The sequence below is a fragment of the Ruminococcus sp. 1001136sp1 genome, from assembly GCF_039841815.1.
GTDB classification, from domain to species: Bacteria; Bacillota; Clostridia; order Lachnospirales; family Lachnospiraceae; genus Blautia_A; species Blautia_A faecis.
Genome location: NZ_JBDPGY010000007.1, coordinates 45,175 through 67,009, shown reverse-complemented (window position 1 = coordinate 67,009; position 21,835 = coordinate 45,175). Strand labels below are relative to the sequence as shown.

General features: G+C 41.3%; 18 protein-coding genes. 16 read left to right on the top strand and 2 right to left on the bottom strand.

Annotated elements, in window-relative coordinates:
* Positions 1 to 75 precede the first annotated feature (75 nt).
* The 3 genes from ABHC48_RS07795 to ABHC48_RS07785 all read left to right on the top strand — a co-directional run bounded on the left by ABHC48_RS07795 (position 76) and on the right by ABHC48_RS07785 (position 3,359).
* A complete protein-coding gene (locus ABHC48_RS07795) occupies positions 76 to 957 on the top strand; it encodes a sugar ABC transporter permease (RefSeq protein WP_226854495.1) in 882 nt (293 codons plus the stop codon).
* Positions 954 to 1,775 carry a carbohydrate ABC transporter permease gene (locus tag ABHC48_RS07790; RefSeq protein ID WP_148461552.1) on the top strand — a complete coding sequence of 274 codons (822 nt, stop codon included), beginning with the start codon at positions 954 to 956 and terminating at the stop codon, positions 1,773 to 1,775. Before ABHC48_RS07795 ends, ABHC48_RS07790 begins: the two co-directional genes overlap by 4 nt.
* A 285-nt stretch (positions 1,776 to 2,060) precedes the next feature.
* Positions 2,061 to 3,359 carry an alpha/beta hydrolase-fold protein gene (locus ABHC48_RS07785; RefSeq protein WP_195699786.1) on the top strand — a complete coding sequence of 433 codons (1,299 nt, stop codon included), beginning with the start codon at positions 2,061 to 2,063 and terminating at the stop codon, positions 3,357 to 3,359.
* Here the strand turns inward: ABHC48_RS07785 and ABHC48_RS07780 are convergent.
* Positions 3,307 to 3,468 carry a DUF6783 domain-containing protein gene (locus ABHC48_RS07780; protein ID WP_334285684.1) on the bottom strand — a complete coding sequence of 54 codons (162 nt, stop codon included), beginning with the start codon at positions 3,466 to 3,468 and terminating at the stop codon, positions 3,307 to 3,309. The two genes, ABHC48_RS07785 and ABHC48_RS07780, sit on opposite strands and share 53 nt — an antisense overlap.
* Between ABHC48_RS07780 and ABHC48_RS07775 the strand changes: the two genes are divergently transcribed.
* The 6 genes from ABHC48_RS07775 (at position 3,400) to ABHC48_RS07750 (ending at position 12,063) form a co-directional block, all read left to right on the top strand.
* On the top strand, positions 3,400 to 3,639 hold the full coding sequence (locus ABHC48_RS07775) for a DUF6783 domain-containing protein (protein ID WP_334285683.1): 240 nt from the start codon (positions 3,400 to 3,402) through the stop codon (positions 3,637 to 3,639). The genes ABHC48_RS07780 and ABHC48_RS07775 overlap by 69 nt on opposite strands.
* Before the next feature lie 93 nt (positions 3,640 to 3,732).
* Entirely contained in the window at positions 3,733 to 6,228 is a 2,496-nt protein-coding gene (locus tag ABHC48_RS07770) for a glycoside hydrolase family 2 TIM barrel-domain containing protein (protein ID WP_207749332.1), read from the top strand.
* Positions 6,229 to 6,410: 182 nt separating this feature from the next.
* Positions 6,411 to 9,539 (top strand): glycoside hydrolase family 3 C-terminal domain-containing protein, encoded by a 3,129-nt coding sequence (locus ABHC48_RS07765; protein WP_195699785.1) that lies wholly within the window; start codon positions 6,411 to 6,413, stop codon positions 9,537 to 9,539.
* Between the two features lies 1 nt (position 9,540).
* Entirely contained in the window at positions 9,541 to 9,963 is a 423-nt protein-coding gene (locus ABHC48_RS07760) for a hypothetical protein (RefSeq protein ID WP_173715761.1), read from the top strand.
* A 107-nt stretch (positions 9,964 to 10,070) separates the two neighbouring features.
* Complete coding sequence (locus tag ABHC48_RS07755) at positions 10,071 to 10,781, top strand: LytTR family DNA-binding domain-containing protein (protein WP_118577566.1); 711 nt, start codon at positions 10,071 to 10,073, stop codon at positions 10,779 to 10,781.
* Between the two features lies 1 nt (position 10,782).
* Positions 10,783 to 12,063, top strand: a complete 1,281-nt coding sequence (locus tag ABHC48_RS07750; protein WP_195699784.1) for an ATP-binding protein — start codon at positions 10,783 to 10,785, stop codon at positions 12,061 to 12,063.
* 214 nt (positions 12,064 to 12,277) lie between these two features.
* Here the strand turns inward: ABHC48_RS07750 and ABHC48_RS07745 are convergent, their stop codons facing one another.
* Complete coding sequence (locus tag ABHC48_RS07745; RefSeq protein WP_195699783.1) at positions 12,278 to 13,303, bottom strand: substrate-binding domain-containing protein; 1,026 nt, start codon at positions 13,301 to 13,303, stop codon at positions 12,278 to 12,280.
* Positions 13,304 to 13,556: 253 nt separating this feature from the next.
* Between ABHC48_RS07745 and ABHC48_RS07740 the strand changes: the two genes are divergently transcribed.
* From ABHC48_RS07740 to ABHC48_RS07710, 7 genes are all read left to right on the top strand, one after another.
* Positions 13,557 to 14,495: an ABC transporter permease subunit gene (locus ABHC48_RS07740; RefSeq protein ID WP_118577563.1), complete on the top strand. Its 939-nt coding sequence runs from the start codon at positions 13,557 to 13,559 to the stop codon at positions 14,493 to 14,495.
* Between the two features lie 12 nt (positions 14,496 to 14,507).
* Positions 14,508 to 15,401, top strand: coding sequence for a carbohydrate ABC transporter permease (locus tag ABHC48_RS07735; protein WP_118577562.1), 894 nt, complete (start codon positions 14,508 to 14,510; stop codon positions 15,399 to 15,401).
* A gap of 21 nt (positions 15,402 to 15,422) precedes the next feature.
* Positions 15,423 to 17,102: an ABC transporter substrate-binding protein gene (locus ABHC48_RS07730; RefSeq protein WP_173718077.1), complete on the top strand. Its 1,680-nt coding sequence runs from the start codon at positions 15,423 to 15,425 to the stop codon at positions 17,100 to 17,102.
* Positions 17,103 to 17,147: 45 nt separating this feature from the next.
* Entirely contained in the window at positions 17,148 to 18,632 is a 1,485-nt protein-coding gene (locus ABHC48_RS07725) for a glycoside hydrolase family 32 protein (RefSeq protein ID WP_195699782.1), read from the top strand.
* Positions 18,633 to 18,691: 59 nt separating this feature from the next.
* Entirely contained in the window at positions 18,692 to 19,645 is a 954-nt protein-coding gene (locus tag ABHC48_RS07720; RefSeq protein ID WP_187565184.1) for a carbohydrate kinase, read from the top strand.
* A gap of 161 nt (positions 19,646 to 19,806) precedes the next feature.
* Positions 19,807 to 20,796, top strand: a complete 990-nt coding sequence (locus ABHC48_RS07715) for a guanosine polyphosphate pyrophosphohydrolase (RefSeq protein ID WP_173770274.1) — start codon at positions 19,807 to 19,809, stop codon at positions 20,794 to 20,796.
* A 25-nt stretch (positions 20,797 to 20,821) separates the two neighbouring features.
* Positions 20,822 to 21,832 (top strand): alpha/beta fold hydrolase, encoded by a 1,011-nt coding sequence (locus tag ABHC48_RS07710; RefSeq protein ID WP_195699781.1) that lies wholly within the window; start codon positions 20,822 to 20,824, stop codon positions 21,830 to 21,832.
* The last annotated feature ends 3 nt before the right edge of the window (positions 21,833 to 21,835 follow it).

Genomic DNA, 21,835 nt, shown 5'->3' with positions numbered 1-21,835 from the left:
ATATTTAATAAGGGTATATCTTCAGTGCGAAGGAGTGATTCCTTCGCACTGTTTGATAAAGGGGAGGTATCGCCTTTGAATAAGAAGAAAATTTATCCACAGTGGTTTCTGATACTGCCGCTGGCTTTGTACATTATCTTTTTCCTGCTTCCCAGTATAATGGGTGTTGCATATTCATTCACTGACTGGAATTCAAGAAGTGTATTAAATGGTATTCATTTTGTCGGACTTGACAATTTTAAAGAGATTTTCACATCAAACAAAGATTACTTAAGCGGTATTGGAAATACATTGAAATTTACCATTATTTCCAATATTGTGAAGCTGATTCCGGCACTTCTGATTGCCATCATGCTTCAGGAAGGACTGAAAGGAAAGGGACTTTACAGAACACTTTTGTATCTGCCGTCTATCCTTCCTTTTGTTATCATTGGTCTTGTTTTCAAGTCCATTCTCAACTATAACAATGGTCTTTTAAATGCAATTCTGGATGGTCTGCATCTTGGAATCCTGAAACAGAAATGGCTTTCGGATCTTGGCGTTGTGTGGAAATCCATTTATGGTGTGGATGCATGGAGAGGTATTGGTTATGTAATGACGATTTTCCTTGCCGGTCTTAATACCATTCCGAGATCCTACTATGAGGCAGCTGAGATCGATGGGGCAAACTTCTGGCAGAGGCTTCGCTATGTGACACTTCCAATGCTCAGCGGCGCCATTATGATCAACCTGGTATTTGGTATTACCTATGGTCTGAAGGTATTTGATATTGTTTATGTTCTCACAAACGGCGGCCCTGGACATGCAACAGAGGTTCTTACCACCTATGCATTCCAGCTTTATTCCAGAGGTCAGTACGGTATGTCTTCTGCTTTGAACAGTATTCTGCTTCTGATCACAGCAATTGCTGGTGTTGTAATTGTTAAAACGTTAGGAAAACAGGAGGTACAGCAATGACAAAGAAAAAAGTTCAGAATCTGCTGAAGCATCTGGTCTGCATCCTGCTGTGCCTGACCGTTATCCTGCCTTTTTATATGGTAGTTATAAACTCTTTCAAGAGTAAAGGCGAGGCTTCCCGAATGAGTCTTGCCCTGCCGAAAGAATGGCTGTTTTCCAATTATACCGAGGTTATTGACAAAGGAAACCTGATCCAGGGATTTTCAAACAGTTTGCTTTACGCACTGGTTGCAACTACTTTTGGGGTTGTGCTCTGTGCAATGGCTGCCTTTGTAATGTGCCGCAAGCGTACCAGATTAAATGTATTTTTATATTATTTCGTACTTTGCGGACTGTTTTTCCCGGTTAACTATGTAACATTGGTGAGAGTATTAAGCACTCTTCATCTGAACGATACGCGACAGGGAATTATTATGGTGTTTACAAGCGCCATGATTCCGTTCTGTGTGTTTACTATCCGCAACTTTGTGGTTTCTGTTCCGGTGGAACTGGATGAGGCAGCAGTCATTGATGGCGCAGGTCCTATCAGCCTGTTTTTTAAGATTATCATGCCTCTTCTGAAGCCAACTATGGTGACCTGTTTTATCCTGCAGTTCATGGGTGTGTGGAGCGATTTCCTGACTCCATTGTATCTGTCAAGCAAGAGTAAAATGTTCCCGATGACTATGGCTGTTTATCAGTTCTTTGGAAAAAATAAAAGCTACTGGAATTACATTTTTGCTGATATTGTACTTACCTGTATTCCGGTTGTAATCGTGTATATGATCGGACAGAAATATATTGTGGGCGGTATGACTTCCGGTGCGGTGAAAGAATGATCTGGGGCGCGCAGCGAGGCTGCAAATTATAATTGAAATTCCTTCTAAACCGGGAATGGTTCTTTGAATGTTAGGATTTGGAGAGCTGTTTCCGGTATTTTTTTGCCTAAAAGGTGCCTACATTTGCCAGAATGCTGAAAAATAAGAAGAAATCTGTTATCTTTATCTGTGAAGAATTTTATTGTATGCAGTCTGCGGTTTCTGAGCTGCAAATTGCGGATTTTTCAGGAAATGATCCATGAAATGTGGTAAAGTATCTGGAGAAAATGTAGGAGTGGGAAAATAATGAGGCATAAAATTGAGATGACAGCAGATGAAAAAATGTGGAACCGGATCAGCCAGATTCCCGCAGTTGTTCTGGTGCTGCTTTCCGGAATCGATATTGTCCGGTTTGCAATTTTGGGAGATAAGACAGCATTTATTACATTCAGTATGATCGCGGTGGTTTTTATGCTGGTGGCGTATATGGCATGGAAAAGCAGAATGCCATTTTTATATCTGCTGATTGCAGCGGCAGCTTTCATTCTGTATTTTAATACCAATTTTTCTACCAGTACATATTATTTTAACTGGTTATTTCTGGCAGAGGCTATTGTAGCCACGCTGGGAGGAAGCCTGGGGACAACGGTGATGATCTGGAAAAAAATCCCTATGGGGCGTGTGGCAGTTTTACCGCTTGCGGCAGCAGTTCTGATACTGGCAGGATTTCTGGGATTTTGGAAAGTAAGGTATGATGCAGGACATGAAGCGCAGGGACTGGCAAGAGATGAACTGTGGGCAGTCCCTGCAAAATATGATGGGGAAGAACCAGAACAGGCTGGAACCGTGGAAGAAGTTGTATACGATACCAGGGCTTATGCCACTGATGGAAGAAGCGTGAAAAAGTCAGCTTATGTATATCTTCCATATGGTTACAGTAAGGAAAAAGAGTATAATATTCTGTATCTGATGCATGGTACAGGTGATGATGAAAAATACTGGCTGAAAACAAATCCGTATAACAAAACCATGCTGGATAATATGATTGCAGATGGAGATATTGAGCCTTTGATTGTGGTGACACCGACTTTTTATGTGGAAGATGACTGTGCAGATGATCTGGATCAGCTGACCTATTCTTTTGCAAAAGAGCTGCGAAATGATCTGATGCCTGAGATTGAATCCTCTTATTCTACATATGCAAAATCGACAGATGATGCGGGATTTTCCAAGAGCCGGGATCACAGAGCCTTTGCCGGTTTGTCAAGAGGGGCGGTAACGATGTATCATTCTGCGTTGTGTCAGAGACTGGATTATTTTTCCTGGTTCGGGGCATTCAGCGGAAGCAGGACAGACAGGACTGCATTTGAAGATACCATTCAGACAGGCGATTTTGCAGAACTGCCAATTCATTATCTGTATGTGGCAAGCGGCAACTTTGATTTTGCCCTGCCGGGACAGGTACAGGATTACCAGGCACTGCTGGATATAGAACCCAGATTGCGGTCTGGTGTAAATACCTGTTTTGATGTATTTCCAATGCGGTATCATTCTATGGGAAACTGGCATCTGGCGCTGTATAATTTTTTACAGAAGATTTTCTAGAGCGTGTTTGAAAAAGGCTTTCTGCAAGATGTGCGTCACAATTTGTGGGAGATTTCGCTCGGATGAGGGCACCGTAGCGGACTACGGCAACCGAATTCGGGTGAAATATACCGCAAAGTGGGGCGTGCAGATTGCGGGAATGATTTTTCAAACAGGCTTTAGAGCCTGTTGCTGCGAACAGGAGAACAGCAATGCGCTTTTTGCACAGTTGGCGCGTGTTTTTTGGCAGGTTGCGTTTGGAATAGCGCAGCCTGCTTTTTATTTGGTAGAATTAAGCTGAGAAGCAGCATTCGGTTATGAGTAAGTAGCGAAGCGGACCTGGAATATCCGCTTGACATTAAAAGAAAATTATAGAAAATTTCAGGAGGAAATCATGAAGCAGTCATTTAACGAAAACTGGATTTGCTACAAAACAGGAGATAAAGAAAATGCATTTGCAGTAACTCTTCCGCATGATGCCATGCAGCTGGATGAGAGAAGCGAGACAAGTGCCGGCGGTGTGAATACAGGATGGTATGAGGCACAGGATTACACTTACGAGAAAACATTTATCCTTCCAGAGAAAGCGAAAGACGAGAAAGTGATCCTGGAATTTGAGGGCGTTTACCGTAAGGCAACTGTATATCTCAACGGCGAAAAAGTTGCATATCATTCTTATGGCTATCTTGGTTTCTATGTAGATGCAACAAAATATGTAAAATTCGGGGAAGAAAATGTGATCCGGGTGGAAGTGATCAATCACGATCAGCCTAATAGCCGCTGGTATTCCGGTACCGGAATTTACCGTCCGGTGTGGCTGTATATCGTGCCGAAGAAACATTTAAGATTTGACAGCGTGAAGATCACTACACTGGATTATAAGGAGCCGAAAATCCGCGTGGAGGCATGGCCGAATGCTGCCGGTGAGGTGAAAGTGGAAATTATGGAGAAACAGATTGTTACCAGAAAAGCTGTGGCTGGCGAAAGTGCAGACCAGACAGACGAGACCATAGAGCAGTGTATTGACGAAAATGCAGTACAACCAACCGTTCAAAATTCTGACAAAGCATCAGATAAGATCATCGCCTTGGAAATTCTCCAGGCAGATGGTAAATTTTCTAGAGAAATTGCTCTTCCGGGAGCAAACCTTTGGAGTCCGGAAGCACCGAATCTTTACACCTGTCGCGTAACCTTCGGCGAGGATATTCAGGAAGAAACCTTTGGAATCCGTGTAGTAAGCTGTACTCCGGAAGAGGGCTTCTGTATCAATGGAAAACGTGTCCTGTTAAAAGGTGGCTGTATCCATCACGATAACGGCCTTCTTGGTGCCTGTGCGTATGAATTTGCAGAACGCCGTAAAATCCGCATCCTTCTGGACGCTGGCTATAATGCAATCCGTTCTGCACATAACCCATGCTCCAAAGCACTTCTTCGCGCCTGTGACGAGATGGGAATGCTTGTAATGGACGAATATATTGATGGCTGGTATATCCATAAAACAAAGTATGACTATGCAGATGAGATTCTGGAAAATTACAGAAAAGACTTAAAAGATATGGTGGATAAGGACTATAATCATCCATCTGTGATCATGTATTCTACAGGAAATGAAGTATCTGAGACTGCGCAGAAAAAGGGAATTGCCCTTACAAAATCCCTTACAGACAGACTTCATGAGATGGATTCCACCCGCCCTGTAAGCTGCGGAATCAACATCTTCTTTAACTTCTTAAGCTCTATGGGATTTGGTGTTTACAGCGATAAAAAAGCAGATGAAGCTGCTGAGAATGCCAAGAAGAAAAAGGCTGTGGGAAGTGAATTTTATAACACAGTAGCCGGAATTTTTGGTGCCGAATTTATGAAAACAGGAGCAACTCTTTATCCATGTGATGTGAAAACAAGGGATGCATATGCCAATATGGATGTAGCAGGATATAACTATGGAATCAAGCGTTACCGTCATGACTTAAAGAAGTATTCCAAGCGAATTATTCTTGGAAGTGAAACATTCTGTGCAGATGCTTACAGATTTATGCAGGAAGCAAAACGTGATAAGCGTATCATTGGTGACTTCGTCTGGGCAGCTCAGGATTATCTGGGTGAGGTTGGAATCGGCGCATGGGAATATAAGGATTATGCACCTCGTTTTGATGGCGGCTGTGGCTGGGTAAGTGCCGGTTCAGGCCGAATTGATCTCACAGGAAAGCCTCTTGGCGAGATGGCATATACCAGAGTTGCCTTTGAACTGGAGGATCTGGCAATTGCAGTTATGCCGGTTGATCACACAAAGGATGCCCATTCTCCTTCTGCATGGAAAATGACAAATGCAATGGAAAGCTGGTCATGGAATGGCTGTGATGGGAATGCAGCAAAAGTGGAAGTTTACACTCGTGCAGATCATGTGAAGTTGTATATAAACGGCAAGTGTGTAGGCACTAAGAAGCCGAAAAACGACTGCAAGGTATTCTTTGATACAACCTATCAGAATGGAGAAATCAAGGCTGTTGCCTATGATGCAGATGACAATATAATTGAAGAGAAAACCTTGACAACCGCGGGAAAAGAAACAATCCTCCAGGCAGAACCAGAGCTTACCTGTGTGAATGCAAACACCGATCTTTGCTACGTAAGAATGCGCTACACAGACGAAAACGGCCAGACAAAACCGTTGGCAAGAGGCAGAATCAAGCTTGCTGTAAAAGGTGGCGAGCTTCTGGCATTTGGAAGTGCCTGCCCATACTATCCGGAAAGCTACCAGAGCAATGAGACAGATACTTATTATGGAGAAGCACTGGCGATTATCCGTCCACAGGCTGGAGCTGGTAAAGTAGTTGTGAAAGCTGAATCTGAGCTTGGAAATGCAGAGACAGAGATTGAAATATTAGATTGATTTAAATTTCATATGCTTACCAGTTTTGCCAGAAACGGTTCCAAATTTGCCGAATTTTTCACAAATCCCATTCCTTTTGCTATAGTAAATCCAGCGGTTCAAACAGAACTGAAAGGACAGAGTAACTATCTGAAAAGTATGTGTTTATCTGTCAAAGGAAATTTACTAGGAGGAAAGGAAATATGAAAAAGCATACCGGGAAAATCTGGCGTGGTTTGGCAACAACTACAGCCTCACTTCTCACAATCACACTGGGCGGAAGCTCAATTGCAAATGCAAGAGTGGATTTCATTAATGCGACACTTGGAACCTCAAGCTACAAAATCGAGCAGGGAGATTCTGACTCTGATGGCATTTATTATGAATCTGAATTTGACAATGTAGAGGATCTGGTAAAGGCTAAAGAACAGCTGGCTGCTGAAATTTCTTCAGAAGGTTCCGTTTTATTCAAAAATACAGATCAGACTCTTCCACTTGACAAATCCAAAGAAGCTGTTACCCTCTGGGGCTTAAACAGCCATCTTCCGGGAACCGGCGGATTAATTGGTTCCTCTGTTGTGGCTGATTCAGAGGATGGTCAGATCGCTTATGGTATTGAAGAAGCTATGGATGAAAGAGGCTTCACAGTAAATGAAACCATGAAAGGCTTTTATGCAAGTGAAACCTGCGCGCCATATTACAGAAAAGCTTCTTTCTTTGGAAATGAAGTTCCGGGCCATAGCCTTGTACCTGCTTTTTCCGCTTCTTATAATGAAGCAGATACATATACAGTAGGTGAGGCACCTGCTGAACTTTACACAGATGATATTCTGGAATCTGCTAAGGATACAACAGCAATTGTTGTTCTTTCCAGAGACAGTTCAGAGGCGTCTGACTACAGCACAAATATGAAGGATCCTAATGGGGACAGCTTCGACACCCCGATGTCTATCTCAGCTTACGAAAAAGAGATGATCCAGCTTGCAAAGGAAAATAGCAATGGCAAGGTGATCGTTTTGATCAATTCTGACGTTCCTATGGAAATCCAGGAACTGAAGGATGATCCGGAGATTGGAGCAATTCTTTGGACTGGACTTCCGGGAATGAATGGATTCCTTGGAGTATGTGATGTACTTTCTGGCGATGTGAATCCATCCGGTCATATTTCTGATACTTATGCCACAAGTTCTGTTTCTGCTCCGGCAATGACCAACTTTGGTCTTTATACTTATACTAATGCTTCCAATGCAGAATCTGGTGCAGAACTTACAGAAGCAGACAAGGGTGACTGGTATGTAGTAGAAACAGAAGGTATCTATATTGGTTATAAATATTATGAAACCCGTTACGAGGATACTGTTCTGGATCAGGGAAATGCAACCACCACAGAAGGCTCTTCTACTGGCAAAGCATGGAACTATGTAGATGAAGTAACTTATCCGTTTGGATATGGTTTATCTTATACAACCTTTACTCAGGAGCTGGAAAGTGTAGATGTAATATCTGGGGAAAAGGGACTTGCAAAAGTGAAGGTAACCAATACCGGTGACGTTGCCGGAAAAGATGTTGTCCAGCTTTATGTACAGACACCATATATAGAGGGCGGACTGGAGAAAGCTTCTATTCAGCTTCTTGATTTTGGAAAAACAGAGGTTCTTGAGCCTGGCGAATCACAGACTCTGGAAATTGAGTTCGCTCCGGAATATATGGCAAGTTATGATGAAAAAGCTGTAAAAGAAGATGGAACAGAGGGCGCATGGGTGCTGGATTCCGGTGATTATTATTTCACAATCGGAAACGGTGCGCATGAAGCATTAAACAATGTCTTGGCGGTAAAAACAGATTCCACAGACGATCTGATCACAATTACAGACGATGAAACAATTGAGCCGGAAAATGTAGTGACAGTTTCTCTTGGTGAAGATAAAGAGACTTATTCTGAAAACGTAGAGAATGCATTCCAAGATTGCGATATTAACAATCTGATCCCGGATACTGCTGAATACACTACACGTTCTGACTGGAGCAAGGGCTGGAAAGAAGTGGAAAGCATTACTCCAATAGAGGAAATGATGAAAGGTCTTACAAACTCCGCTTATGAACTTACTGAGAACAATGACGAAGAAGTTGTCTGGGGAGCTGACAACGGATTAAGCACCGTTGATTTCCTCCAGTTTAATGAGGATGGAACTTTCGCAGGTGCACTTCCTCTGTCTGATGAAAAATGGGATCAGCTTATGGATCAGCTGACTTTGGAAGAGGCTGCCAACTTTATTGAAAAAGCAGGAGATAAAAACTTTGAGAAGCTGGATTCTATTTTCCTGCCAGAAGCAATCTGGTATGACGGACCAATCGGTTACAGCTACGACCAGATTGCAGGATATGCAACCCGCTGGAATGAATCCAACTCTTCCGAGCCGACTTATGTTTCTTCAGACAACGAATATGCTTCCTACTCTATGAGCTCCATGCCTACAGAACCTGTAGTTGCAGCAACGTTCAATAAAGAACTTGTAGAGAGAGAAGGAGAGCTCTTTGGTGAAGATGGATTGTGGTCCAATGCCAACTCCATTGCAGCACCTGGTCTTAACATTCACCGTGCACCTTACTGCTCCAGAAATCATGAATATTATTCAGAAGATGCCATGCTTACCAACCTGTTGGGACAGGCTGTCTGCAAAGGCGGAAAATCCAAAGGTCTTATGATGATGCCGAAACACTATATCATGAATCATCAGGAGTTAAACCGTTCCGGTGTTTCCACATTCTTCACAGAGCAGGCTGCAAGGGAAAATGAACTCCGCGCATTCCAGGGAGCTATGGAAAATAACTATGCGCAGGGAATCATGACAGGCTTCAACCGTCTTGGAACTGTATATTCAGGAGCTTCCAAAGCTTCACAGGTGCAGGTTGCACGTAACGAGTGGGGCTTTGAAGGCTGGATCGTAACAGATATGATCAACGGTGCTGATTACATGAACTGGAGAGATATTGTATTTGGCGGCGGTGGCGGATGTCTTACAACTTCTGCATATGAAAGCGCTAATATTGGTTCCATGACTTCAACCGAGAACCTGAAGCTGATTGCAAAGGACTCTGCTTTCCAGAAAAAGATGAAAGAAACAATTAAATATTTCGTATATAATACAGTTGCAAGTAATGATATGAATACAATTACAACCTCCACTAAATATATTCACGTTCTTACATGGTGGCAGATTGCCTTTATGGCAGCAGAGGTGGTATTTGGACTTCTGACACTTTTGTTTGCAGTTATGTACCTTCGAAATTCACTTCGCAAAAAGACAGTTTACGTGAAGGAGGACAAGTAATATGGGATATCTGAAAAATAAAACATTTGGTTTTTACTTAAGCTTTGTGGCTGCAATCCTTGCGCTGATCGGCTTTGTAATGTACCGCCAGTCAGGACATACAGAATCTTATATTGAGGTTCTGCTGCTTGTAACAGTGGTTCTGCAGATTCTTGCGATGATCGTTTTGAAGGTGGCACCTGATTTTAAGTGGACAAGCCTTCTGCTTACTGCAAATGCAATTCTGACTGCAGCAGCACTTGTTAACAGTTTTTATACACAAGTTGATTTTATTGGATATGTGGTATCAGGACTTTATGAGTTTGCAACCATAAAGAAATTCATAATTTCAGCCGTACTTATGGCACTTTCCATGATTGCATATATTGTTTCCTCTTATTCTGGATTTCAGAAATGCACTTGTAAGGATGAGACAAAAGCTTGATTTATCTGCTGTAAAATATGGCACAAATTAATATTTACATGGTATAATGAAAAAGCCGGAATGCCCAAAAGGACTCCGGCTTTTGCTGTATACCATGGAGGATAACTATGATTACCATTGCTATTGTGGAAGATGATAAGAAAAGTGCAAAAATTCTTCAAGACTATATATTACGCTATTCAGAAGAAAAACAGGAACCGTTAGCTGTAGAATGCTTTGAAAACGGATTAAATTTTATCAGCGATTATAAAGCCAGCTGCGACATTGCTCTTATGGATATTGAAATGCCTCATATGAATGGTCTTGACACCGCCAGAAAACTGCGGGAATTTGATAGCCAGATTCCTCTTATTTTTATTACCAATATGGCGCAATATGCCATTAACGGATATGAAGTGCAGGCTCTTGATTTTATGGTAAAGCCTATTGAATATTTCAACTTTTCGCTGAAACTGGACAAAGCGATCCGAATCTGTAAAAAGCTTCATGGTTATCAGATATATGTTCCTTCTGAACAGGGAACTGTTAAAATTGATATTGCAGATCTGATTTATATTGAAAGTGCAAAGCATTATCTTTATCTTCATACTTCGAAAGAGACCTTTCGCCTGCGAAGCACAATGGGAGATTTTATAGCACAGCTTCCGACAGGTCGCTTCTCCTGTTGCAGTAAATCCTTTTGTGTAAATCTGGAATGGATTTCCCGCTATCAGGGAAACAGCGTGTTTGTAAATGGAAAGGAATTATCGATTTCCCGTTCTTATAAAAAAACTTTTATAGATCAAATGACAATGTACATTAACCGGGGAGGAAACTGACGTGGCAATTTATGAAATATTAGCTTCATCTACAAGTGAAATACAGGGAATTACCTGTTTTATCATCCAGCTTTTTATAGCGGAAGCTATGTTCTTTTTCCATCTAAAAAAAAGGAAACGCTTCTGGTTACGCCTGCTTGTAGGGGGAACTGCCTGTCTGCTTTTGGGAGTTACCCTTCCAATTATAATTGGTCAATATATAAGCGGAATTCGAACCTTTATTGTGCTTGTTTTTATGCAGCTTTACATGTGGTTTTGCTTCAGGCGTTCTTTTTTGGATATTTTATTTTGTACAATTGGAGCTTTTACTGTACAGAATCTTGGAAGCAATATTCAGGTGCTGATTTGTATCGTGACCAAAACTTCTTTCAAGATGCTTTCCACGGAAATGGTCATTGGATTTACCATTGTATATATTATTTGCTATCTCACTTGTGCAGCAAAAATAAAAAATTTTCCGAATATCAGCCAGAACAGAGTCCGTGTACTTTGGGTAGCCATTATTTCCTTATGTGTCTGCTGGCTCCTTCAAAGCTGGCTGATCAGTGAAAAGTTGGATATGGTTATGGTGTGCCGTGTTCCATTTGCATTCTGCTGTATTTTATCTCTTTTTATGCAGTTTGGGCTTCTGGAGCAGTCCCGGCTCAATGAAGAAAATCTGGCTCTTGAGCAGTTAATAAAGGAAAATGCAAAACAGTATGAGTTGTCAAAGAAAACAGTTGAAATCATTAACATGAAATGTCATGATCTTAAGCACCGGATTCTGGAATTGGAACAAGCCGGAAATGCAGATCATGGCCAGCTGGAAGAAATACGTAAAGCAGTAGATATTTATGACGGGCTTGCGAAAACAGGCTGCCAGCCATTGGATATTATTCTTTCAGAAAAGAATCTTCTTTGTGAAAAATATCAAATTAAGTTTTCATATATGATTGATGGAGAGAAGCTTACTGGTATTAAATCGGGAGATATCGCTGCCATATTTGGAAATGCTTTAGATAACGCTATTGAATGTGCAGCGGAGCTGCCAGTTGAAAAGAGAATTATCAGCCTCATCGGATATGCGAGACAGGATGTGATGGGGATTCATATTGAGAATTATTGCGAGGATGAACTGGAATTTCGTAATGGGCTTCCAGTGAGTACCAAAGGAGATGATAATTATCATGGATTTGGCATGAAAAGTATTCAATATGTGGTGGAAAAATATGGCGGAAATCTTGTGGCGAATTTGGAAGAAAAGATTTTTAGTGTAGATATTATTTTTCCAGTTCTAGATTAGAGCCTTTTTCAAACTGGGGAGGTGCCTTTTTTTGAACGCAGATAAGTATTCTCCCGCTTCAAGTGCGCGGAGCACTAAGCGGCAGGTGAGGGGGGATGCTTCTGTCAGTGGGAGCCTTCAGCTCCTACTGACAGATCACGAAGCGACTGCGTTCATGAGCAAGTAGCGAAGCGGACCTGGAATGTCCGCTTTACTAATATACGACAGCAATAAGTTAACTGGTAGTATTCCGGCGAATCAGCACCGGAGCGATCTGTTTGTGAATTGGCTTTTCCAGTGGTTTAGGCGCTCGCTTTTTTTGCTCTTCCATCTGCTGCACCAGAAGCTCCATGGCAGTCTGTGCAATAACGTCAATTTGCTGACCGACAGTTGTGATCGGAAGGATTGATTCACTGGCAATTGGAGAATTATCAAAACCTATAATTTCGTAAGTAGGTGGTAATTTACCATATTTCTGGAAAATTAAATTGAGAAACATATTGGCATAGGTATCATTCGCAAGAAAGATACCTTTTTTTTGATTCGGATACTTTTCTTCAATTCTTGTAAAGATACGTCTTATCACATTTAAAATCTCTTGATAAGAATTGCCGCTTACGCTTAGATCAATGTCATAAGGAACCTGATATTCTTTACATGTTTCCTCAAATGCACGTATACGATCATAAGCCGGGACTGTTTTTTCAACATTGACATTGATATGAATCAATATATCACATTTATCACGAATTAACAGGGAGGTAGCCTGAAGGGAACCCATATAATTGTCAGTGGTAATGCTGCTGATATATTCTGCCTCTCGCTCAATGGCAATGACAGGAATCTGATAGGAAGCCAGTTTTTGGGATGACAGTGTATGGCTTAAAACAATAAGCCCCTCAATCTGATAGGAAAGAAGCTCTTCAATATACTGTTGTTCCTCTTCGGCACCGTGTTCACTGGAAAAAACAAGAAATTTGTAATGGTAGTTACTATAGCTTGAAAGAAGCTGTGTCAGCATTTCAGAGTAGTAATGCAAGTAGAGATTTGGAACAATAATTCCGATAAACTCACTTTTACCATTTGCCAGAACTTTTGCAAGTTTATTTTTTTTATAGCCAAGGGTATCAAGGGCCTGTGAAATCTTTTCCTGATTTTCAAGCGTAAGAGAATCGGGATGATTGAAATACCGTGATATTGTAGTTTTTGAAAAATGAGTATATTCTGCAATATCTGCAAATGTCACCTGTTTTTTTGCCATAAAAATTTAATCTCCTTATAAATAAATGAGAATAATATTGGGGAATCTTTTAATTACTGGGATTATATTATTTTTTTAGTATAGCAATTATTTAAAAAAAAGGCAATGCTAAAATAACCGATTACGTAACCGGTTATTTTAGCTTGAAAAAGTGTTGACATATGAACTTGGATGTAGTAACATCGAACTATAAAGTAACCGGTTACTTAACCGGTTCCGAGAACGAAAAGGGAAAGGAATGGAGGAGAAGTGCATGAAAAGAATGCAGAACCAAACAATGCCCGTGAAAAAGCAAACGTGGAGAGATAAGGCTACATATGTGAAGAAAAACTGGCAGTTATATCTTTTTTTCTTAATGCCAGGACTTTTACTGACAATCATTTTTAAGTATCTTCCTATGGGGGGACTTCTGATTGCATTTGAGGATTACAACGTAATCAAGGGAGTGCTTGGAAGTCCATGGGTTGGACTTGAATATTTCAGGCGGTTTTTATCTTCACCGGATTTTATGAACTACCTGTTGAATACGTTAAAACTGAGTATTTATGGACTGTTGTGGGGCTTTCCGGTTCCGATCATTCTGGCATTGCTTTTAAATCGTATCCGCAGAACCGGAGTTAAGAAGAAAGTACAGCTTCTGGTCTATATGCCGAACTTTATATCTGTAATTGTACTTTGCGGTATGGTACGAATGCTGCTTTCTCCAGTCGGACCTCTGAATAAACTGTTAGGAATCAGTACAAACTGGATGACAATGCCATCTGCTTTCCGCACCATTTACATAGCAAGTGGAATCTGGCAGACAGCAGGCTGGGCCTCTATTATGTATACGGCTGCTTTATCCAATGCAAGCAAAGAACTGGAAGAAGCAGCTATTATGGATGGCGCAAATCTTCTGCAGCAGATCTGGTATGTGGAGCTTCCTGCAATCAAGAATATTATTGTAATTCAGTTTATTCTGCAGGCTGGAAATATTATGAGTATTGGATTTGAGAAAGCCTATGCATTACAGACAGATATGAACCTGCCGGCATCAGAAATTTTATCAACATATGTATACCGTATTGGTCTTTTGAACGGCGATTATGGTTATTCGACGGCTGTTGGTCTGTTTAATTCAGTAGTAAATGTAATTCTGTTAGTTTTTGTAAACTGGGTGGTAAAGAAGCTGAACGACGGAGAAGGATTATAGGAGGAAGCGAAGATGGAGAAAATAAAGAAAAAATATTCGAAGACAGACTGTCTGATCCTTGGAATTGGATTCCTGATTCTTGGACTGTTTGTACTTTCTATTGCAATTCCAATCGTGTATGTAGTGCTGGCCTCTTTTATGGATCCTACAGTTTTGAATAATCAGGGACTGAGTTTTCATATTAAGGACTGGACTTTGGATGCATATCGCAGAGTACTGGAAAATGAGATGATCTGGCGTGGATTCCTGAATTCTTTTCTGTATTCACTTGCATTTACAGCTATTTCTGTTTTTATAACATTGCTGGCAGCGTATCCATTGTCCAAGAAGGAATTTGTGGGAAGAAAATTTTTCAATCTCATTTTTCTGATCACAATGTTCTTTGGCGGTGGAATGATCCCGACTTTTATTTTAATCAATCAGCTGCATATGGTAAATACAGTCTGGGCAGTTTTAATTCCTGGAGCATTTAATGTCTGGAATATGATCCTTGCAAGAACATACTACCAGTCGATCCCGGCAGAATTAAGAGAAGCCTCTGCAATTGATGGAGCCAATGAGATCCAGCATTTCTTCAAAATCATGATGCCGGTATGTAAGCCGATCATTGCAGTACTTGCACTGTGGTCATTCGTAGGAATGTGGAACAGCTATTTTGATGCAATGATTTATCTGAATGATGCAAATCTTCAGCCCCTGCAGTTAGTACTTCGTTCCATTCTGGTACAGAATACTCCGCAGCCAGGTATGATTGCAGATATTCAGAGTACTGCTGAAATGGCAAAGGTAGCGGAACAGCTGAAATATGCAACCATTGTAGTATCAAGCTTACCGCTTTTAGTAATGTACCCATTCTTCCAGAAGTATTTTGATCAGGGAATTATGGTCGGATCAGTAAAAGGCTGATAAGAAAGGAACGATACAGATATGAAGAAAAACAGAGTAAAAGGTTTACTTGCACTTGGACTTTCTTTGACGATGATGATAAGTACGGCAGGGTGTGGAAAAGAGCAGCAGCTTAATGCGGAGATCAACCCGGACACACCAGTATCTGAGGTACAGTTTCCATTAAAGGAAACAGAGGAGCTTTCTTTTATTACAAGTGCACCGGCTACTTCCACACAGGATCCCAATGAAAGAGTGATTTTCCAGCGACTGGAAGAACAGACAAATGTTCATATTGACTGGACCTGTTTTGTATCAGATCAGTTTTCAGATAAAAAGAATCTGGCATTGGCTCAGTTTGGAAATCTGCCGGATGGTCTGTTTAATGCAGGTATGAGTGATTATGACCTGCTGCGTTATGCCAAGCAGGGAATTATCATTCCACTGGAAAATCTGATTGACAAATATATGCCGAATCTTCAGGCTGTGTTTGAAAAATACCCAGAGTACAGGACTATGTGCACAGCACCGGATGGACATATCTATTCTTTCCCGTGGATTGAACAGCTTGGTGCAGGAAAAGAAGCAATTCAGGCGATTGGAGATATTCCATATATTAATAAAAAATGGCTTGACTACCTTGGACTTGAGATTCCTACAACAACAGACGAACTGGAACAGGTACTGATTCAGTTCCGCGATCATGCAGAAGAACTGGAGAAAGAATTTTCCATTGAAGGTGATGTAATTCCAATGTCCTTTATTATCAATAACGGAGATCAGGATCCGGCGATTTTAATAAACGGATTTGGAGAGGGTTACGGAGACACAGGAGATCATTTCGCGGTAACGGATGAAGGAAAAGTAATTTATACAACTGTTCAGGAAGGCTACAAGGAAGGAATTGAATGGCTTCATAAACTGGTGACAGAAGACCTTGTAGATCCGGAAGCCTTTACACAGGAGTGGTCTACTTATGTTGCAAAAGGAAAGAATCACCGTTATGGACTCTGCTTCACATGGGATATTGCGAATATAGATAACAATACAGATTATGTGATGCTTCCGGCACTGACCGGGCCAGATGGCATGAGAAATATTACCAGACAGAACAACAGTGAAACCAGTGGATTTGACCGTGGAAGATGTGTTCTTACATCCAGTTGTCGTAATACAGCACTTGCTGCTGCATGGATTGATCAGATGTATGCACCCCTCCAGTCTCCGCAGAATAACTGGGGTACTTATGGCGAAGAGGATTCCTTTAACATTTTTGAACTGTCTACAAACAAAGACGGCGGCGAAATGTTAAAACATATGGATTTGGGAGAGCAGTCTCCAGTGGAAGTGCGTGAGGCGCAATCTGTAAATGGCCCTCTGGCTGTGCTGAATGAATATTATGATGTATATGTGACACAGCCGGAAGATGCGAAATGGCGTCTGGATAATATGCATGAGACATATTTACAGGATATGAACAGCAAATATGTTTATCCGAATGTATTTATGAGTATTGATGATACGAATAAAGTATCACAGTATGATACCGATATTAAGAAATACGCAGAGCAGAAGAAGGCAGACTGGATCCTGAACGGAGGAATTGAGGAAGAGTGGGATTCCTATCTGGAAAAGATGGAGAAGTACGGGCTTTCAGATTATCTTTCAATTAAGCAGAAATATTTTGACCAGTATCAGGAATCCTTAAGCGCGGAAAAGTAACAAAAGATGTAAGAACTGAACAACGACTTTGACAGGAGATTTTTCATGAGCGAAATGTTAGAAAAGGCAAGAAAATATGAATTTACACAGGGACAGCAGATTAAAGCGGAAGACAGACCGGCTTTTCATATAACTCCTTATGTTGGATGGATGAATGATCCCAATGGATTTTCCTGCTATAAGGGAGAATACCATTTGTTTTATCAGTACAATCCATATAACACACATTGGGACAGCATGCACTGGGGGCATGTGGTAAGTAAGGATCTGCTGCATTGGGACTATCTCCCGGCAGCATTGGCACCAGACCAGGATTACGATAAAGTGGGCTGCTTTTCCGGAAGTGCCATAGAGCTGGAGGACGGCAGACAGCTGCTTATGTATACTGCTGTGGACCGGGAAATACTGGAGGACGGAACCGCAAGGGATGTTCAGACACAGGCGGTGGCTGTGGGAGATGGAAAAGATTACGTGAAGTATGACAAAAATCCGGTCCTGACCTTTAAAGATCTGCCGGAAGGTGCAAGCAGAGTTGATTTCCGTGACCCAAAAATCTGGAAAGAAAAAGATGGAAACTTTTATTGTGTTATAGGAAGTCGTCCTGCTGATGGAAGCGGACAAATTCTTCTTTACAGAAGTAAAAATGGTTTTGAATGGGAATTTGTAAGTACTTTGGCAGAGAATAAAAACCGCTATGGAAAGATGTGGGAATGTCCGGATTTCTTTGAACTGGACGGCAAATATGTGCTTCTGACAAGCCCACAGGACATGATTCCGGAAGGAATGGAATATCATAATGGAAATGGAACATTATGTATCATAGGAGATCTGGATTCTGAGACACATACTTTGAAGGAACAGTCTTATCAGAGTGTGGATTATGGAATTGACTGTTATGCAATGCAGACATTGCTTGCTCCAGATGGAAGAAGAATTATGATTGCCTGGATGCAGAACTGGGATACTCTTGCTTATCGCAGAAATGAATCTAAATGGTTTGCACAAATGAGCCTTCCGAGAGAAGTGTCTGTGAAAAACGGAAGATTGTATCAGGTTCCGGTCAGAGAACTGGATTCCATGCGTGCAAATAAAGTCGAGTACAGGGATGTTGTGATTAAAGACACCAGAATCACACTTGACCAGATTGAAGGACGTACCGTAGATCTGGAGCTTGTAATACGACCGGTAGATAAAGATAAGCTTTATAAAAAATTCGAACTCTGTTTTGCAGAGAATGAAAAATATCATTCCACTTTACGATTCCGTCCAGATGAATCAGTTTTGAAAATCGACAGAAGCTTCTCCGGAAGCGAACGTGCAGTGGTTCATCAGAGAGAATGTCTGGTAAATGGTGACTGTAATGAATTGAAATTACGAGTAATTCTGGACAGATTCAGCGCGGAAATATTTATCAATGACGGCGAGCAGGTTATGTCTGCTGTTATTCTTACAGAGCAGGATGCAAAAGGAATTTCTTTCTTTGTTGACGGTGCGGCTAAGATCGATGTAGTGAAATATGATTTGGTATGAAAGTTCCAGACGCTTGTAATGAATGAGTAAAGTAAAAATACAAGAATTGGGAGCGACGTATGAAGAAATATGATGTAACGGCACTAGGCGAATTATTGATTGATTTTACTGAAAACGGAAAAAGCAGTCAGGGAAATCCACTTTTTGAAGCAAATCCCGGAGGAGCACCTTGTAATGTGCTTGCAATGTTAGCAAAGTTAGGGCATAACACGGCATTTATCGGAAAGGTAGGAAATGATTTCTTCGGAGAACAGTTGAGGGCTGCAATAAAAGAAGTTGGAATTGATGACACTGGATTATGTACAGACGAAAAGATCCATACAACCCTTGCTATGGTACATACATATCCCGATGGAGACAGGGATTTCTCTTTTTACCGTAATCCAGGTGCAGACATGATGCTGAATAAAGCTGAAATTTGTGAAGATATTCTCAAAAATACGAAAATTTTTCATTTTGGTACATTGTCTATGACACATGAAGGGGTGCGGGAGGCAACGAAAGAAGCAATTCATATTGCAGAAGAAGCTGGCGCTATTATTTCATTTGATCCCAACTTACGTCCACCGCTCTGGGAGTCTATGGAAGAGGCGAGAAAGCAGGTATTATATGGTCTTGGTCATTGTCAGATACTGAAAATTTCAGATAATGAAATTCAGTGGCTGACAGGAGAAGAAGATTATAGTGATGGCGTAAACTGGATTAGAGAACGTTATCAGATTCCGCTGATTCTTGTGTCTATGGGAAGAGAAGGAAGTCGTGCTTATTATAATGAAATGATGGTGGAAGTAAAGCCGTTTTTACAGGATAATACCATCGAGACAACCGGAGCAGGAGATACCTTCTGCGGCTGTGTATTGCACTATGTCTGTGAACATGGAATTAATGGACTAAAAGAGGAAAATCTGGCTGAAATGTTAACATTTGCCAATGCAGCTGCCTCAATTATTACAACAAGAAAAGGTGCGCTCAGAGTAATGCCGGAAGAAAAAGAAATAAAGCTATTAATATAAAATATTCAAAAGAATAGGAATACAATAAAGGGACTTCTTCGGAGGTCCCTTTTAAAATGGGAAAATGTTAATAAAACTTTTTCTTGCTAAATCGTAAAAGTTTGCTAGAATAGTTGTAACAAACACAGTCAGAAAGAACGTTCACAAACGAGGTGACCGCTATGATTACACTGAATGATTATTTATATTCCGGAGATACGGTTTTAAAAATTTTACAGAAATATACAGAGGATCTGCGTAAGGAAGCGAAGAAGAACCATAACGAAGTCGATTTGGTGCACAGCAACTTTCTGCTCCAGATCACGGAACTTCTGGAGCATAATGATTTCCTTACGGCCCAGTCCCAGAAGATCCGGGAATTTTACAAATATATGGCCCATGAATATCCGTTTCTTGCCTTTACATTTAAAGGCAGGATCAAGTCCCTGATCCGGGCAGAAGAGAAATTTAATGGATATGTAGTGGAATATATTTATGATTATTACAGGGAAAATGGTACCTATCCGTCGGTTGCAGAGTTGAAAAACAAGCTGAGCTGCTTCCGTGATTTTATTGCTTACAGGATCGTGGTCTGTATGCCAAGATGTCATTTGAAGCCAGGGGAAGACCAGGAGCAGGCGTCTATCCGCTATCTTTATGAGATTGCAAATGTGCTGCCAGGATTTCTGGAAGAGAGAGGCTTTACAGCAGAATCGGCTCAGGGAGTGAAATTGAGTACTTCTGATCAACTAAATGATGATGTAAAGCCTTATTACAGAGATTATATTTGTGGTACCAGTGAATATGGGTATCAGTCTTTACATATTACGTTCTATGATAACAGCTCCAGATCCTACATGGAGGTACAGCTCCGCACCCAGAAAATGGATGATACTGCGGAAATCGGACCGGCCAATCATCTGGGCTATGAGAAACGCCAGCAGGACGAGCGAGCCAGAAGAGATGTGATCCCGGAAGGGGAATGTGTTTACTTTGATGAGGCTTATGAGCGGGGGATGAAGCTGCTTTCCCTGGAATTAGCAGATCTTGACGTGAATATGTTTTCTGCGGTAAATAACAGTCTGATCAACGATGGCTGTGGATTGTTCCGAGGCAGATTGATTCTGCCTTATGAGCATTTGTCCAGATTTCAGAATGATGTGATTGATTGAGAAAAAAGTAAGTGGAGCAATAAAGATGTTAAAGAAAAAGATGTTAATTGCTTTAGGGGTGGCAGCAGTATTGAGTGTGAGCTGTGTAAGTGTGACTGTCTGGGCTGAGGAAAACGCAGAAGAGCAGACAGAGGAAGCAGAGGACAGTTCTAATTCTGAAGGAGAGGAAGATGCTGATTTAGAAGAGTCTGACAATCCGGAGATTGAAGAGGGATACACTACAGAACTAGAAGGCTGCACAAAGGTGGTTTCCTGGTGCAAAAATGGAGACAATAATATTTACGGACAGTTCTATTATCCGGAAGATTTTGACGAAACAAAGACTTATCCAGTAATCATTATGAGCCACGGAATCGGTTCTACTTCCCAGATGGTAGAGCGTGCAAAATGGCCGGAAAAGGCGGCTCAGGATGGATATGTGGTTTATACATTTGACTTCTGCGGCGGTTCCCTTAACGGAAACAGTGACGTAGATTTCATGGATATGACAGTGATGACTGAGAAAGAAGATTTAAGTGCTGTTATGGACTTTGTGAAAACAAAGGATTATGTGGATCAGGATCATCTTTTCCTTCTGGGACAGAGCCAGGGAGGACTTGTAAGTGCTCTGACTGCTGCAGACAGAAAAGATGATGTGGCTGCTATGATCCTGATTTATCCGGCGTTTTGTATTGCGGATAATGCCCGGGAAATGTATGATTCCGCATATGATATTCCGGAAGACAGAGCTGAGATGCCGGTAGGAACTGTGGGTTCTGAGTATGTGAAAACAGTTTATGATCTGGATGTTTATGGCACTATCAGCGCATATGACGGAGACGTGATGATCATTCACGGAATCAATGACAGCCTGGTGCCATACAGCTATTCTGAAAAGGCAATTGAGGAAGCGTATACAGGGGAAGGTTCTGTTCTGATTCCCATTTATGGAAAAAAATCTACCCATGGTTTCGAGATGAACTTTGAAGAGGGAAGAGACTATGCGGAGACAGTTGGATTGGAATTTTTTGATGTGCATTTGAAAGAGGAAGAATAAAGG